Annotated in this window: 9 protein-coding genes and 3 rRNA genes; 4 read left to right on the top strand and 8 right to left on the bottom strand. The window is 42.0% G+C overall.

Annotated elements, in window-relative coordinates; translation table 11 throughout:
* Window positions 1-293: 293 nt before the first annotated feature.
* The 4 genes from rrf to MHI18_RS16775 all read right to left on the bottom strand — a co-directional run bounded on the left by rrf (window position 294) and on the right by MHI18_RS16775 (window position 5,807).
* Window positions 294-409: ribosomal RNA gene (gene rrf / locus MHI18_RS16790) — 5S ribosomal RNA — on the bottom strand.
* A 65-nt stretch (window positions 410-474) separates the two neighbouring features.
* Window positions 475-3,407 (bottom strand): 23S ribosomal RNA (locus tag MHI18_RS16785).
* A gap of 139 nt (window positions 3,408-3,546) precedes the next feature.
* Window positions 3,547-5,093 (bottom strand): 16S ribosomal RNA (locus tag MHI18_RS16780).
* Together the 16S, 23S and 5S rRNA genes form the textbook arrangement of a ribosomal RNA operon.
* A gap of 474 nt (window positions 5,094-5,567) precedes the next feature.
* Window positions 5,568-5,807: a hypothetical protein gene (locus tag MHI18_RS16775; protein WP_340848946.1), complete on the bottom strand. Its 240-nt coding sequence runs from the start codon at window positions 5,805-5,807 to the stop codon at window positions 5,568-5,570.
* 146 nt (window positions 5,808-5,953) lie between these two features.
* Here MHI18_RS16775 and MHI18_RS16770 point away from each other — a divergent pair, with 146 nt between their 5' ends.
* The gene (locus tag MHI18_RS16770; RefSeq protein WP_340848945.1) at window positions 5,954-6,721 is read left to right on the top strand and encodes a polysaccharide deacetylase family protein; all 768 of its coding nucleotides are present in this window, start codon (window positions 5,954-5,956) and stop codon (window positions 6,719-6,721) included.
* Window positions 6,722-6,759: 38 nt separating this feature from the next.
* Here the strand turns inward: MHI18_RS16770 and MHI18_RS16765 are convergent, their stop codons facing one another.
* The 3 genes from MHI18_RS16765 to hmpA form a co-directional block, all read right to left on the bottom strand.
* Window positions 6,760-7,932: an acyl-CoA dehydrogenase family protein gene (locus MHI18_RS16765; protein WP_340848944.1), complete on the bottom strand. Its 1,173-nt coding sequence runs from the start codon at window positions 7,930-7,932 to the stop codon at window positions 6,760-6,762.
* Between the two features lie 142 nt (window positions 7,933-8,074).
* On the bottom strand, window positions 8,075-9,472 hold the full coding sequence (locus tag MHI18_RS16760) for a sigma 54-interacting transcriptional regulator (RefSeq protein WP_340848943.1): 1,398 nt from the start codon (window positions 9,470-9,472) through the stop codon (window positions 8,075-8,077).
* A 137-nt stretch (window positions 9,473-9,609) separates the two neighbouring features.
* Window positions 9,610-10,824: an NO-inducible flavohemoprotein gene (gene hmpA / locus MHI18_RS16755; protein WP_340848941.1), complete on the bottom strand. Its 1,215-nt coding sequence runs from the start codon at window positions 10,822-10,824 to the stop codon at window positions 9,610-9,612.
* Between the two features lie 177 nt (window positions 10,825-11,001).
* Between hmpA and MHI18_RS16750 the strand changes: the two genes are divergently transcribed.
* Window positions 11,002-11,442, top strand: coding sequence for an RrF2 family transcriptional regulator (locus tag MHI18_RS16750; RefSeq protein WP_340848940.1), 441 nt, complete (start codon window positions 11,002-11,004; stop codon window positions 11,440-11,442).
* 97 nt (window positions 11,443-11,539) lie between these two features.
* Complete coding sequence (locus MHI18_RS16745) at window positions 11,540-11,974, top strand: MarR family winged helix-turn-helix transcriptional regulator (protein WP_340848938.1); 435 nt, start codon at window positions 11,540-11,542, stop codon at window positions 11,972-11,974.
* A gap of 38 nt (window positions 11,975-12,012) precedes the next feature.
* Here MHI18_RS16745 and MHI18_RS16740 read toward each other — a convergent pair whose 3' ends face one another.
* Window positions 12,013-13,272: an MFS transporter gene (locus tag MHI18_RS16740; protein WP_340848937.1), complete on the bottom strand. Its 1,260-nt coding sequence runs from the start codon at window positions 13,270-13,272 to the stop codon at window positions 12,013-12,015.
* Between the two features lie 164 nt (window positions 13,273-13,436).
* Between MHI18_RS16740 and MHI18_RS16735 the strand changes: the two genes are divergently transcribed.
* Complete coding sequence (locus MHI18_RS16735; protein ID WP_340848936.1) at window positions 13,437-14,669, top strand: helix-turn-helix domain-containing protein; 1,233 nt, start codon at window positions 13,437-13,439, stop codon at window positions 14,667-14,669.
* Window positions 14,670-14,713: the final 44 nt, after the last annotated feature.

Below are 14,713 nucleotides of genomic sequence, written 5' to 3'. Positions count from 1 at the left end.
GCCTTTGACAGCCCTGCCCGAATGCGAGAGAAAATGGCCATGGAAGTTTCCAAAAAAGTGTAAGGTTAGGGTTTTGTGCAACTCTAAAAACTGTTTTTTATCCGTTGGAAAGAGTCCAATTAATCAGAGTGAAAACATTGTTAACGAATTTACACAATAATAAGGACTTGACTGATCTATTTCTTTAGATACACTTTTTAGAAGACCTGATGAATAAGTTTCCCCGGGGGGTATTTTACCTATTGAACACACAAAAAAAGACCAGCTTTTCAGCTGATCTTTTCTTTCTTGTTGCCTGGCAATGTCCTACTCTCACAGGGGGAGACCCCCAACTACCATCGGCGCTGAAGAGCTTAACTTCCGTGTTCGGAATGGGAACGGGTGTGGCCTCTTCGCCATCATTACCAGACTATAAAGGAACGTTGTTCCTTCAAAACTAGATAATAAGAAGGTTTTTGCATGTAATTAAAACGAATGGTTAAGTCCTCGATCGATTAGTATTTGTCAGCTCCACGTGTCACCACGCTTCCACCTCAAACCTATCTACCTGATCATCTTTCAGGGATCTTACTAGCTTACGCTATGGGAAATCTCATCTTGAGGGGGGCTTCATGCTTAGATGCTTTCAGCACTTATCCCGTCCGCACGTAGCTACCCAGCTATGCCTTTGGCAAGACAACTGGTACACCAGCGGTGCGTCCATCCCGGTCCTCTCGTACTAAGGACAGCTCCTCTCAAATTTCCTGCGCCCACGACGGATAGGGACCGAACTGTCTCACGACGTTCTGAACCCAGCTCGCGTACCGCTTTAATGGGCGAACAGCCCAACCCTTGGGACCGACTACAGCCCCAGGATGCGATGAGCCGACATCGAGGTGCCAAACCTCCCCGTCGATGTGGACTCTTGGGGGAGATAAGCCTGTTATCCCCGGGGTAGCTTTTATCCGTTGAGCGATGGCCCTTCCATGCGGAACCACCGGATCACTAAGCCCGACTTTCGTCCCTGCTCGACTTGTAGGTCTCGCAGTCAAGCTCCCTTGTGCCTTTACACTCTACGAATGATTTCCAACCATTCTGAGGGAACCTTTGGGCGCCTCCGTTACTCTTTAGGAGGCGACCGCCCCAGTCAAACTGTCCACCTGACACTGTCTCCCACCCCGATAAGGGGCGCGGGTTAGAATTTCAATACAGCCAGGGTAGTATCCCACCAATGCCTCCACCGAAGCTAGCGCTCCGGTTTCAAAGGCTCCTACCTATCCTGTACAAGCTGTACCAAAATTCAATATCAGGTTACAGTAAAGCTCCACGGGGTCTTTCCGTCCTGTCGCGGGTAACCTGCATCTTCACAGGTACTATAATTTCACCGAGTCTCTCGTTGAGACAGTGCCCAGATCGTTACGCCTTTCGTGCGGGTCGGAACTTACCCGACAAGGAATTTCGCTACCTTAGGACCGTTATAGTTACGGCCGCCGTTTACTGGGGCTTCGGTTCAAAGCTTCGCTTACGCTAACCTCTCCCCTTAACCTTCCAGCACCGGGCAGGCGTCAGCCCCTATACTTCGCCTTGCGGCTTCGCAGAGACCTGTGTTTTTGCTAAACAGTCGCCTGGGCCTATTCACTGCGGCTTTTCCGGGCTATTCACCCTAAAAAGCACCCCTTCTCCCGAAGTTACGGGGTCATTTTGCCGAGTTCCTTAACGAGAGTTCTCTCGCACACCTTAGGATTCTCTCCTCGCCTACCTGTGTCGGTTTGCGGTACGGGCACCCTTTATCTCACTAGAGGCTTTTCTAGGCAGTGTGGAATCAGGAACTTCGGTACTTAATTTCCCTCGCTATCACAGCTCCGCCTTAATGGAAACGGGATTTGCCTCGTTTCCGGCCTAACTGCTTAGACGCGCATATCCAACAGCGCGCTTACCCTATCCTCCTGCGTCCCCCCATCGTTCAAACGATAAATTGGTGGTACAGGAATATCAACCTGTTATCCATCGCCTACGCCTTTCGGCCTCGGCTTAGGTCCCGACTAACCCTGAGCGGACGAGCCTTCCTCAGGAAACCTTGGGCATTCGGTGGAAGGGATTCTCACCCTTCTTTCGCTACTCATACCGGCATTCTCACTTCTAAGCGCTCCACCAGTCCTTACGGTCTAGCTTCGACGCCCTTAGAACGCTCTCCTACCACGGACACCCTACGGTGTCCATCCACAGCTTCGGTGATACGTTTAGCCCCGGTACATTTTCGGCGCGGAGTCACTCGACCAGTGAGCTATTACGCACTCTTTAAATGGTGGCTGCTTCTGAGCCAACATCCTGGTTGTCTAAGCAACTCCACATCCTTTTCCACTTAACGTATACTTTGGGACCTTAGCTGGTGGTCTGGGCTGTTTCCCTTTTGACTACGGATCTTATCACTCGCAGTCTGACTCCCAAGAATAAGTATTTGGCATTCGGAGTTTGACTGAATTCGGTAACCCGTTGGGGGCCCCTAGTCCAATCAGTGCTCTACCTCCAATACTCTCATCTTGAGGCTAGCCCTAAAGCTATTTCGGAGAGAACCAGCTATCTCCAGGTTCGATTGGAATTTCTCCGCTACCCACACCTCATCCCCGCACTTTTCAACGTGCGTGGGTTCGGGCCTCCATTCAGTGTTACCTGAACTTCACCCTGGACATGGGTAGATCACCTGGTTTCGGGTCTACGACCACATACTAATTCGCCCTATTCAGACTCGCTTTCGCTGCGGCTCCGTCTTTTCAACTTAACCTCGCATGGGATCGTAACTCGCCGGTTCATTCTACAAAAGGCACACCATCACCCATTAACGGGCTCTGATTACTTGTAAGCACACGGTTTCAGGATCTATTTCACTCCCCTTCCGGGGTGCTTTTCACCTTTCCCTCACGGTACTGGTTCACTATCGGTCACTAGGGAGTATTTAGCCTTGGGAGATGGTCCTCCCTGTTTCCGACGGGATTTCTCGTGTCCCGCCGTACTCAGGATCCACTCAGGAGGGAACGAAGTTTCAACTACAGGGTTTTTACCTTCTTTGACGGGCCTTTCCAGACCTCTTCATTTACCCCGTTCCTTTGTAACTCCATATTGAGTGTCCTACAACCCCAAGAGGCAAGCCTCTTGGTTTGGGCTGATTCCGTTTCGCTCGCCGCTACTCAGGAAATCGCTATTGCTTTCTCTTCCTCCGGGTACTTAGATGTTTCAGTTCCCCGGGTCTGCCTTCAGTACCCTATGTATTCAGGTAAAGATACTGTTCCATTACGAACAGTGGGTTTCCCCATTCGGAAATCTCTGGATCAACGCTTACTTACAGCTCCCCAAAGCATATCGGTGTTAGTCCCGTCCTTCATCGGCTCCTAGTGCCAAGGCATCCACCGTGCGCCCTTTCTAACTTAACCTACTAAAAAAACATTCGGTGTTTTAAAAATTGATGCAAAATTTGCCTTCTATCTATTATCTAGTTTTCAAAGAACAAGGTTGAATGAATTACTCATTCAAAACTGAACAAAACAAAAGCGTCACGTTAATTTTCCTTAGAAAGGAGGTGATCCAGCCGCACCTTCCGATACGGCTACCTTGTTACGACTTCACCCCAATCATCTGTCCCACCTTAGGCGGCTGGCTCCTTGCGGTTACCTCACCGACTTCGGGTGTTACAAACTCTCGTGGTGTGACGGGCGGTGTGTACAAGGCCCGGGAACGTATTCACCGCGGCATGCTGATCCGCGATTACTAGCGATTCCGGCTTCATGCAGGCGAGTTGCAGCCTGCAATCCGAACTGAGAATGGCTTTATGAGATTCGCTTACCCTCGCGAGTTTGCAGCTCTTTGTACCATCCATTGTAGCACGTGTGTAGCCCAGGTCATAAGGGGCATGATGATTTGACGTCATCCCCACCTTCCTCCGGTTTATCACCGGCAGTCACCTTAGAGTGCCCAACTGAATGCTGGCAACTAAGATCAAGGGTTGCGCTCGTTGCGGGACTTAACCCAACATCTCACGACACGAGCTGACGACAACCATGCACCACCTGTCACTCTGTCCCCCGAAGGGGAACGTCCTATCTCTAGGAGTGTCAGAGGATGTCAAGACCTGGTAAGGTTCTTCGCGTTGCTTCGAATTAAACCACATGCTCCACCGCTTGTGCGGGCCCCCGTCAATTCCTTTGAGTTTCAGCCTTGCGGCCGTACTCCCCAGGCGGAGTGCTTAATGCGTTAGCTGCAGCACTAAAGGGCGGAAACCCTCTAACACTTAGCACTCATCGTTTACGGCGTGGACTACCAGGGTATCTAATCCTGTTTGCTCCCCACGCTTTCGCGCCTCAGTGTCAGTTATAGACCAGAAAGTCGCCTTCGCCACTGGTGTTCCTCCACATCTCTACGCATTTCACCGCTACACGTGGAATTCCACTTTCCTCTTCTACACTCAAGTTCCCCAGTTTCCAATGACCCTCCCCGGTTGAGCCGGGGGCTTTCACATCAGACTTAAGGAACCACCTGCGCGCGCTTTACGCCCAATAATTCCGGATAACGCTTGCCACCTACGTATTACCGCGGCTGCTGGCACGTAGTTAGCCGTGGCTTTCTGGTTAGGTACCGTCAAGGTACCAGCAGTTACTCTGGTACTTGTTCTTCCCTAACAACAGAACTTTACGACCCGAAAGCCTTCATCGTTCACGCGGCGTTGCTCCGTCAGACTTTCGTCCATTGCGGAAGATTCCCTACTGCTGCCTCCCGTAGGAGTCTGGGCCGTGTCTCAGTCCCAGTGTGGCCGATCACCCTCTCAGGTCGGCTACGCATCGTTGCCTTGGTGAGCCATTACCTCACCAACTAGCTAATGCGCCGCGGGCCCATCTATAAGTGACAGCGAGACGCCGTCTTTCCATCTTCTCTCATGCGAGAAAAGAACATATCCGGTATTAGCTCCGGTTTCCCGAAGTTATCCCAGTCTTATAGGCAGGTTGCCCACGTGTTACTCACCCGTCCGCCGCTAATCGTTGAGTAAACTCAACAATTCGCTCGACTTGCATGTATTAGGCACGCCGCCAGCGTTCATCCTGAGCCAGGATCAAACTCTCCGTAGAATGTTTGACTTGCTCGGTTGTTTTTATAGTGTGTACTCACTTCTTTAAAACGTTGACGCTTTGTTTTGTTCAGTTTTCAAAGAGCAATTTCAGCTGCGAGTTATTCGCTAGCTACAAGAATTAGTATAACATGATTACGAACAGTTGTCAACTTCTGCGAAGTTTTACTGGTTTGAAACCGCCGCTCTCTTTGCGACTTCTTAATATTACTTCTATTTTTATTAATAGTCAACCCTTTTATTAAAGTATTATAAACTACTTTAATAAAACTCTATAGATATTACTCTTGTCATTATTCATTCCTGAATTTTGTTCTGTATTATATAGTAAGAACTGCTTTTCTTAAGAACATTCCATTTCCACTAATACATTTGAATAGCTACCTCTGCAGGCCTTTTTCAGGAATGCCCTGTATCTCCCCACTCCATTTTTAATTCCTCATAAGATTGGATTGCGTCAACATGTCCAAAAAGCTTATGATCTTTTTCCTTTTGTTTTTTCTAGGTTTTGCTGTTTCCTAATAATGACTATACCACTGGCAGTTAACACGCAGACTACAGTGTGAATAATCAACAAGATCTTTACATCGGCATCCACATTAATCATAAACAGTCTTAACAGTAACCCAGCCATAGAAGCAATAAATACATACCAAAGTAACTTCTCTCTTGATTTTAAGATTTCCATTCGAGTAGGATTTTGAGTTCTTTCCATAGATAGTTCTCCTTAATTCGCATATATGCGGTTAGTGTTTCTTTTACTTATTCGTAACTTCAATCTGTTTTTCCTTTATTCAGTTCTTCAATTTAAATAAAATTTAAGAAAATCCATAAACTACTTATTAAAGGTGGAGTGTGCTGATGAAAACGAAAGTCATATTTATAATTCTATTCCTAATTGTATTATCTTCAACAGTAGCCGAGGCATCCGTGTTTAGAGATACCCGTGAAAATTATGAAAAAACAGGAAATGTAATCTGGGAAGTGAAAACAAAGGAAAAAATAGTCGCCTTGACCTTTGATGATGGTCCTCATCCTATTTTCACACCGCAAATTCTTGATCTTTTAGCAAAATACCAAGCCAAAGCTACTTTCTTTGCAGCGGGTAATAAAGTAGAACGTTTTCCTGCGGTGTTAAAGAGGGTTTCTAAAGAAGGCCATGAAATTGCGAATCATACGTATAGTCACATATATAGCAGCAGGATCCCTGCTGCAAAGTTGGCCGAGGAATTACAAAAGACTGACTCTATTATCAAAAATGTTACAGGACAACAGCCCACTCTCTATCGTCCAGTTGGAGGTATGCATAACAATGTCATTATCGACACAGCTATTAAGAACGGTAAAACCGTCGTATTGTGGTCATGGCATATGGATTCGAAGGATTGGAGCAGACCTCCCGCAGGGAAAATGTCAAAACAAATCATCACAGGCGTTAAACCGGGCAATATCATTCTTTTTCATGATTGGATAGGAAGTGAATATACCGAAACTTCGCAGACGGTAGTGGCATTAGAAGATATCCTCAAATACCTTAAAAAAAATGGCTATCAATGTATAACCGTATCCGAAATGATGTACCGTTCATCAAAAACACTTCCTGAGCCGATTGATCCTTATAATCAATAAAAAACAAACAGGCCTGTGACAGCCTATTTGTTTTTTACTCATAATCCTAACTTTTTGGCAATTATAACTTTCATGATTTCATTTGATCCCGCATAAATAGGCCCAACTGCCACATCACGATAAAAGCGAGATATTCGGTATTCATCCATATACCCATAGCCTCCGTGAAGCTGTAAACAATCAGCAGAAATCCTCCGTGCCATGTCTGTGACCCACCACTTGGCCATAGATACTTCTGTGACAATATCCTCTTCGTTCATATGTCTACTAATTAAATCGTCTATAAAAGTTCGGCCTATTTGAACTTGTGTAGCAATTTCAGCTAACTTAAACTGTGTGTTTTGAAATTTACTAATCTTTGTACCGAATGCTTCACGCCCCTTTACATATTCAATAGTGAGCTGAAGCATTTGTTCCGCTGCAACTTGTGCACCCAAGGCAGCCATAATCCGTTCTTGCTGCAACTTGTGCATCAAATAGTAAAACCCTTTTCCTTCTTCTCCAAGGAGATTTCCTTCAGGGATCATTACATCTTCAAAGATCAATTCTGCTGTATCTTGGCTGTGCTGCCCCATTTTCTTCAACTTTCTACCGCGAGAAAAGCCTGGCGTATCGCCTTCAACTAAAAACAGGGAAACTCCTTTATGTGCAGGGATAGCATTTGGATCTGTTTTACATGCAACCACGATTAAATTAGCTGAAATTCCGTTTGAAATAAACGTCTTTTCTCCATTAATTATGTAGTGGTCTCCTTTTTTAACCGCAGTCGTTTTAATTTGAGCTAAATCTGAGCCTGCTCCTGGTTCACTCATCGCAATTGCCGTAATGATTTGACCATTGACACAGCCTGGGAGATATTTATGCTTTTGTTCTGCAGTACCAAATGTTGCTATATACGGAACAACAATCGTGTTATGAAGGCCAATTCCGCCTCCACCGCCAACCCTTCCTAATTCCTCTGCTAAAATAATTGAAAAGGCAAAGTCTGCACCCAGTCCGCCGTACTCTTCATCTACCCACGGACATATAAATCCGTTTTTACCCATCTTGTCCCAAAATGATTGGGGAACCATTTGATTTTCTTCCCACTCTTCTGCATATGGTTTTGCTTCTTTTTCAAGAAACTTTCGAAGTGAATCGCGAAACATTAGATGTTCCTGAGTAAAATACGGCCGTTCTGTTTTAACCGGATTCCATGTTGCTGTTGTCATATTGTATTCCTCCTTTTAATGATTTCTTGAAGTATATATGCAACTTTTATGCCACCAAATAAGAAGACTATGACTAGCTTATTCAAAGTTGAATTGTCCGTTTCTTTTTTAACAGACAAAAATGTCCGGTATTCCGGACATTCTACATTTGATGCTTTTTCAATTTTTCATACAGCACTGATCTACTTATGCCTAGTATTCTTGCTGCTTTGGTTTTATTCCCACCCATTCTTATAAGTGTATTTTCTATTTCTTCACGTTCAATTTCTTGGATTGCTCGCACTGAATCCCGAATAAAAGGTTGTTTATTCTGTAGGTAATCTGGTAAATCCATTATGCTGATTTTCCCGTTCTCTCTCATAACCATTGCTCGTTCGAGAGCATTACGTAATTCACGGATATTCCCTGGCCAAATGTACTCATATAGTCTTTCTACTACATCTTCTTCCATCCCACTAATCGTCGTTTCAAGGAGGTGGTTAAGTTGTTTTATCATGACATGAGCAAGAATAGGGATGTCTGTCTGTCGATTTCTAAGTGCGGGTAAGGTAAAACTAATAACACTTAACCGATAAAATAAATCTTCTCTAAACGTTTTATTGCGAATCATTTCTTCTAAAGGAGCATTCGTGGCCGATAGTAACCGAACATCCACTTGAATTTGTTCGTTGCTGCCCAATCGAAAAAAACCTCTTCCTTCAATTACTCTTAACAGCTTAGCTTGTAGTGCCAAAGACATCTCGCCAATTTCATCTAGAAAAAGTGTTCCGCCATGTGCTGATTCCCACTTCCCTGCTTTGCCGCCTTTATCTGCTCCTGTAAATGCTCCTGAAACATATCCGAACAGTTCAGATTCTAGTAAATGTTCAGGAATAGATGCACAATTAATCACTATAAAGGGTCCCTTTGATCGATTACTAGAATGATGGATGGCATGGGCAAACATTTCTTTGCCTGTTCCACTCTCCCCGCGCAATAGAACCGACGTTTTCTTTTTTGCTGCCTTTTCTGCATGTTCTATTAATTGTTTCAGTCCAGGATCACGAGTAATAATATCCTCCCAGACATATTGTGCCTTCTCGTTTATCCTCCCTGGCCTCCCATCTTCCAAGGCTGAATATTCTGATTTATTAACACGTAAGATTACCTCCATCTGTTCACGTAAATCCATGGTAGACTTTGATAGAGCTAAAACAAGGTCTCTTTGAGTTAATAATCCAGTAATCTTCCTCTCCCCATCTACGACTATTCCAGTTCCAAAGGGAGAATTATGTATACTAGCAGCTTCAATTTTCATATCTGCAGGCAGTGACTGTACATCCTTAAGTATATAGGGAGCAATTGGAGTATCTAAGGGTGATTCCTCAACAATAAGCTGCAAAAAGGCACCGCGCGTAAAGACCCCTGCCAATTTCCCCTCCTCATCACCAATCGGAATAGTATTAGACCTCGTCGTGAGCATAAACTCTGCTGCGTCTTTCAGTGTAGCTGTTTTATATAGATAGCTGTCTATCGTTTGCATCACATCATAAATTCTCACAGTTTCCTCCGTTTATTCCAATTTTTTTCTAGTTTACGAGTATCGTAACGTGCTGTTATGCTACCGTCAAGCCAAATAAATCCAAATTTATACAAAAAACCGAATACAGTTTCTGCATTCGGTTTTGATTTTTTTTATTATAGTTGTATGGCTGGACCAAAAAACTCATAGTGAATCTGGTCTTGTGAGACGCCCATACTTGTCAAAGTAGCGATCATACTACGTAAGAAAGCAACTGGTCCACAAAGATAATAGTCCGCATTCAAATCATGTTCGAATTTACTTAGGAAGTCAGCATCCACATAACCTTGTTTACCAAAATGACGGTCAGTTAAATCCTCGTCAGTCGGATTTGAATAAGCAAAGGCTAAGCGATAATTAGATAAAACTCCATTGTAAGAGTTCAATTCGTTTTTAAAAGCTTGTGCAGATCCATTTTGCGATGCATGAATAAAAGTGACGGGCCGGCTCGGCTGCTGTTCAGCAACAGTTTGGATCATACTCATAAATGGCGTTATCCCTACGCCTCCGCTCAGAAAGACAATCGGCTTAGTGGGTTGACTAAGATCCAACACGAAATCCCCAGCAGGAGCAGTCAATTCAACTGTGTCACCAACGTTAACGTACTCATGTAAAAAGTTAGATGCTTTTCCTTCAGGTGTATTGGCAGCACTTTCACGTTTGACAGAAATTCTAAAACTTTCTTTTCCAGAAGCAGCTGATAAGCTGTACTGACGATTAACTAAATATTCCTCTCCCGGAACACGTAAACGAATGGTTATGTATTGGCCCGGTTTAAAGTCAGGCAAAACTTCTCCATCAACTGGTTTTAAATAGAAAGAAGTAATAACATTGCTTTCTTTTATTCTATCTGCAATGACAAACTCTTTAAAATCAAGCCAACCGCCTTTTTGTGAACTTGCTTCTTTGTACATATCTTTCTCGATATCTATGAACACTCCAGCAATTACACCATAAGCATCGCCCCATGCAGTAAGAATCTCTTCTGTGGCAGCATCTCCAAGAACTTCTTTAATCGCTTTTAATAGATACTCACCGACTATCGGATAATGCTCAGGCTTCACAGCCAGGCTCCGGTGTTTTTGAGCAATTTGTTTCACAACAGGTAGGATTGTTTCCAATTGATCGATATGCTTAGCTGCAGCCAAAACCGTGTTGGCTAATGCTGTTTGCTGGCGGCCTTTTTTTTGATTAGCTTGATTAAAAATATTTAATAACTCTGGATAATTTTCAAATAAGGTTTTATAAAATAAGGTAGTAATTTCATTCCCCTTTACTTCTAATGCGGGTACAGTCGATTTTATAATATTAATGGTTTGTTGCGATAACATGATAGTTCCCCCTCAATCTCAATAACATGTATATGTAATACTTCTTTTATAATAAGTCGCGACGTTTTGAAAAGCAATATTTTAAATACTTCTTTTTGTTTTACCCTTCCTTCACGTTTATAAAATTGTCACTTTTATGCTATGATATCGGTACATGATTATCGAAAGGAACTTTATATGCGCTTAACTAGTTATTCAGATTTCTCATTACGAGTATTATTATATGTGGCTGTTAACAGTGAAAAATTGGTGACCATTAAAGAAATCTCAGAAGCCTACGAAATTTCTAGTAACCATTTAATGAAAATTATCTATAATCTAGGGAAAATGAATTATATTGAAACAATTCGAGGCCGTAATGGCGGCATTCGTCTATCAAAGCAGCCAGCTGACATTAACATTGGCGAGCTGATCCGCAAGACCGAGGAAGATTTTTATCTTGTAGAATGTTTTAAAGAAGACAATAATTGTGTCATAACCCCCGTTTGTTCCTTAAAGCATATGTTAAACGAGGCTTTAAACAGCTTCTTCCTTGTGCTGGATAAATACACACTTGAAGATATTTTGACAAATAAGTCGGTTCTTAAAGAATATTTCGATACACGGACTGAAACGTAACGATCGACAATTCCTTTATTTTATTTGAGACAACGATTATTATTAAATTAAGTTTGATAAACCTATATCAAATGGACTATAACTAGCTGGTGATAAAATGGAAAAAAATATAGAACATGTGCTGGAAAACCAATTATGCTTTCTTCTTTATGCAAGTTCCCGGGAAATGACTAAAAAGTATAAACCACTCCTGGAAAAGCTTGACGTAACCTATCCACAATATCTGGTCCTGTTATTATTATGGGAACAAGATACTTTAACGGTCAAAAAACTAGGTGATCTTCTTTCATTAGATTCCGGTACATTAACACCCATGTTAAAACGAATGGAACAAAACGGCCTCCTTATTCGTGAACGCTCGACACAAGACGAACGCTCTGTCCTCATCCGGTTAACTAAAAAAGGACTGAATTTACAAGAAGATGCCTGTATCATCCCTGAAATGATCGGCAAGATGTCCGGTGATGATAAGAATGAGCTAGACGCTTTAAAATCGTCATTGCTCGCTTTGCTAAAAACGTTACAAGCCTAAATGAACGGATATGACTTTAAACGAGTCATATCCGTTTTTTAATTTAATAAAGCAATCTCCCCTTGTTTTATGACACCGCTATTTAGACAAATCATTGTCACACCAATTAACATAATACCGCTGCCCATAAATAAATAGGCTGCCGGTACAAGGTCAAATAATAACCCATATATAATGGTTCCAACAGGCATCATGCCCATCGCCATCATTTCAAGAATTCCAAATACCCGTCCGCGGTATTCTTCATCGATAGAGTTTTGGAGCATTACAAGGATTGGGGTATTCGTTAAAATGCCGAGTGAACCGAATAACAGCATAGCGATAGAGTAAAATGTAATCACTATCGGATAAGATAAAGAAAAAATAAGTGGTAATGCGAAAGCTGCTATTAATAATGACAATCCAAGAATCGCACGCTTCGAAAATAATAAGGGATTTTTTACATTTGCACGGGATGCAAAGTAAATGGATGTTAGGAGCATTCCAATCGCTCCAGCTGCTTCCACAATACCGATATGCTGCGGCCTCACCTTTAATTGTTCAAGCAGGACATAATCTCCACCAACATTTAAACAGGTTAAAAATAAATTGATCCAGAGAGCTGTGAGTAATATGCTTTTAATTACAGGCTTTTTCCTGACATAACGCCATCCTTCCCGTAAGCTTCCTACCATCGTTTCCTCTTTTTCTCCAGTAGATTCTTCTCTTTTAAATAAGGTGAAATTCATTGTCGCTTCGAGTGTCGTGGTAATTATGAGTGCTGCTATATTGATGATTAAGAATAGTTGTATTGAAACAAATCCGAATAGAAGCCCGCCGACTATGGGTCCGCCAATGCCCGAAACCGAGTAGGAGATTTGGTTAAAGGACATCGCTTTTTGCATACGTCCCCTATCTACTAAATTTCCAAGAGAAGCAGTGAAAGCAACGCTTGAAAATGTAGAACACACAGAATATATGACCGTCGTACAATAAATAGCTGGCAGTGATAGACCAAATAGAATGGAATAAATAAGCAGTCCAGTTATGGCTGCAGCTTCACCTAACTGTCCAACAATAACAAGTTTTTTACGAGAATATCGATCACCCATCACACCGGCAATTGGTGAAAAAACGATGCGTGGTACAATGCTGAAAATTAAGTTCGCAGCAAAGCTGAATGCCGACCCTGTCAGCGATAAAATATACATACTCATCCCAAATGCATACACATTTGCACCTAACGCAGAAACCATTTTACTTATTAAAAATGTCTTTAGATGATAGGTAGCTTTTTTAAATTTTTCTTCTTCATTCAATACAGTCACCCCATAAGTTTAATTTAATTAAACTTATGATAAGCTATATTTCAGATTACTTCAATTATTTTTTAATTTAATTAAACTTTTTTTAAAAAAATTTGTAATGCTTCTCGAAAAAATGTTTAATTAAATTAAATGATTGATTTTAAGGAGTGGAAAGAATGAGCGAGTTAGGCATCCGAATTAAAAAGATTCGAAAAGAAAAGAACCTTACATTGCAACAGCTCGCCGGAAATGGAATCTCCAAAGGCATGTTGAGTCTAATTGAAAACGGTAAAGCCCAGCCTTCCATGGAAAGTCTGCATTATATTGCAGAGCAGCTTGGCGTAGAGGTTTCCTCGCTGATTAATGAACGCTCATTAGAAGATTATCGAACCATACTCGCTGAAATTGAAGCGGATAGTAAAGAAATTCGGACAGATGATGAAGAAGTAATCCGCAGTATCTTAGCACGCACTGAACATTTGCAAGCTAAACTGACCTTTGATACATACGAAGAAATTCGGTTAAAGGAAATTTATTTACTTATGAACTATTATCAATCAAAAGAATTTGATGATACTAGTTTTCATGAGGTAATGGACGGCTACGAAAGGATTCACGTCTACAATCGTTTACTAAAGTGTTACCACTTTTTAGGAGAACTTTCTTTTTCCCAGCAAGATTATCACAATGCGCTTCAACTTATGAAGGAAGCAGAACAACGTGTACAACCGCATTGGTATTTAGTCGATCAGTTGTCTCAGCTTGATTTGTATTATGTTTTAACGGTGTTATACGCTGCCATAAATGATCAAAAAAATACAGAGCATTACCTACAACAAGCGTTAGCTATTGCAAAGAACGAGAAAATATTTTATCGACTGGATGACTTTTATCGGCTGCTCTTAATCCAAGCCATAAGTAAGCTTGATAAAGAAAAGAGTATGTTTTATTTGCAAAAACTTAAACTACTGGATGAATTTTCAGAGGATCCTCTAATGCATACATACGCAGCCTATTGTGAAATTCATTATGTAAATAATATCGAGCAAGATTATGAGTCTGTTCATTCATTAATTCAGGCTTTTTTTGAAGAAGACGAAGCTGAATTTGGCGGTTTTATGAGGGAGTTATTTATGTGTGAGGAGGCATATGCCTATTACATGCAAGAAGATTTTGAGTCAGCTATTTCTATATCGAAAGACTTGACAATCCCACTCTACTTGAATCATCCAATTGACTTATCCATTTTTTATCGAGTATTTGCAGTACGCGCTCTTTGTTATCAGTCACTCAACAACATTGAAGCTGCAAAGCGTGATATTTTATATGCAAAAGATGGAGTAAAAGACTATCCAAAAAATGCATATACAGATTTTATTCAAGATGCGTATGTGAAAATTATTAATTAATATAAAAAAGGTAACGTTCCATTGGAACGTTACCTTTTTTATAT

Origin of the sequence: Peribacillus sp. FSL H8-0477, from assembly GCF_038002765.1 — a bacterium.
Taxonomy (GTDB): domain Bacteria; phylum Bacillota; class Bacilli; order Bacillales; family DSM-1321; genus Peribacillus.
Note: the sequence above shows the minus strand (reverse complement) of the source record. Positions and strands in the feature narration are given on the sequence as shown.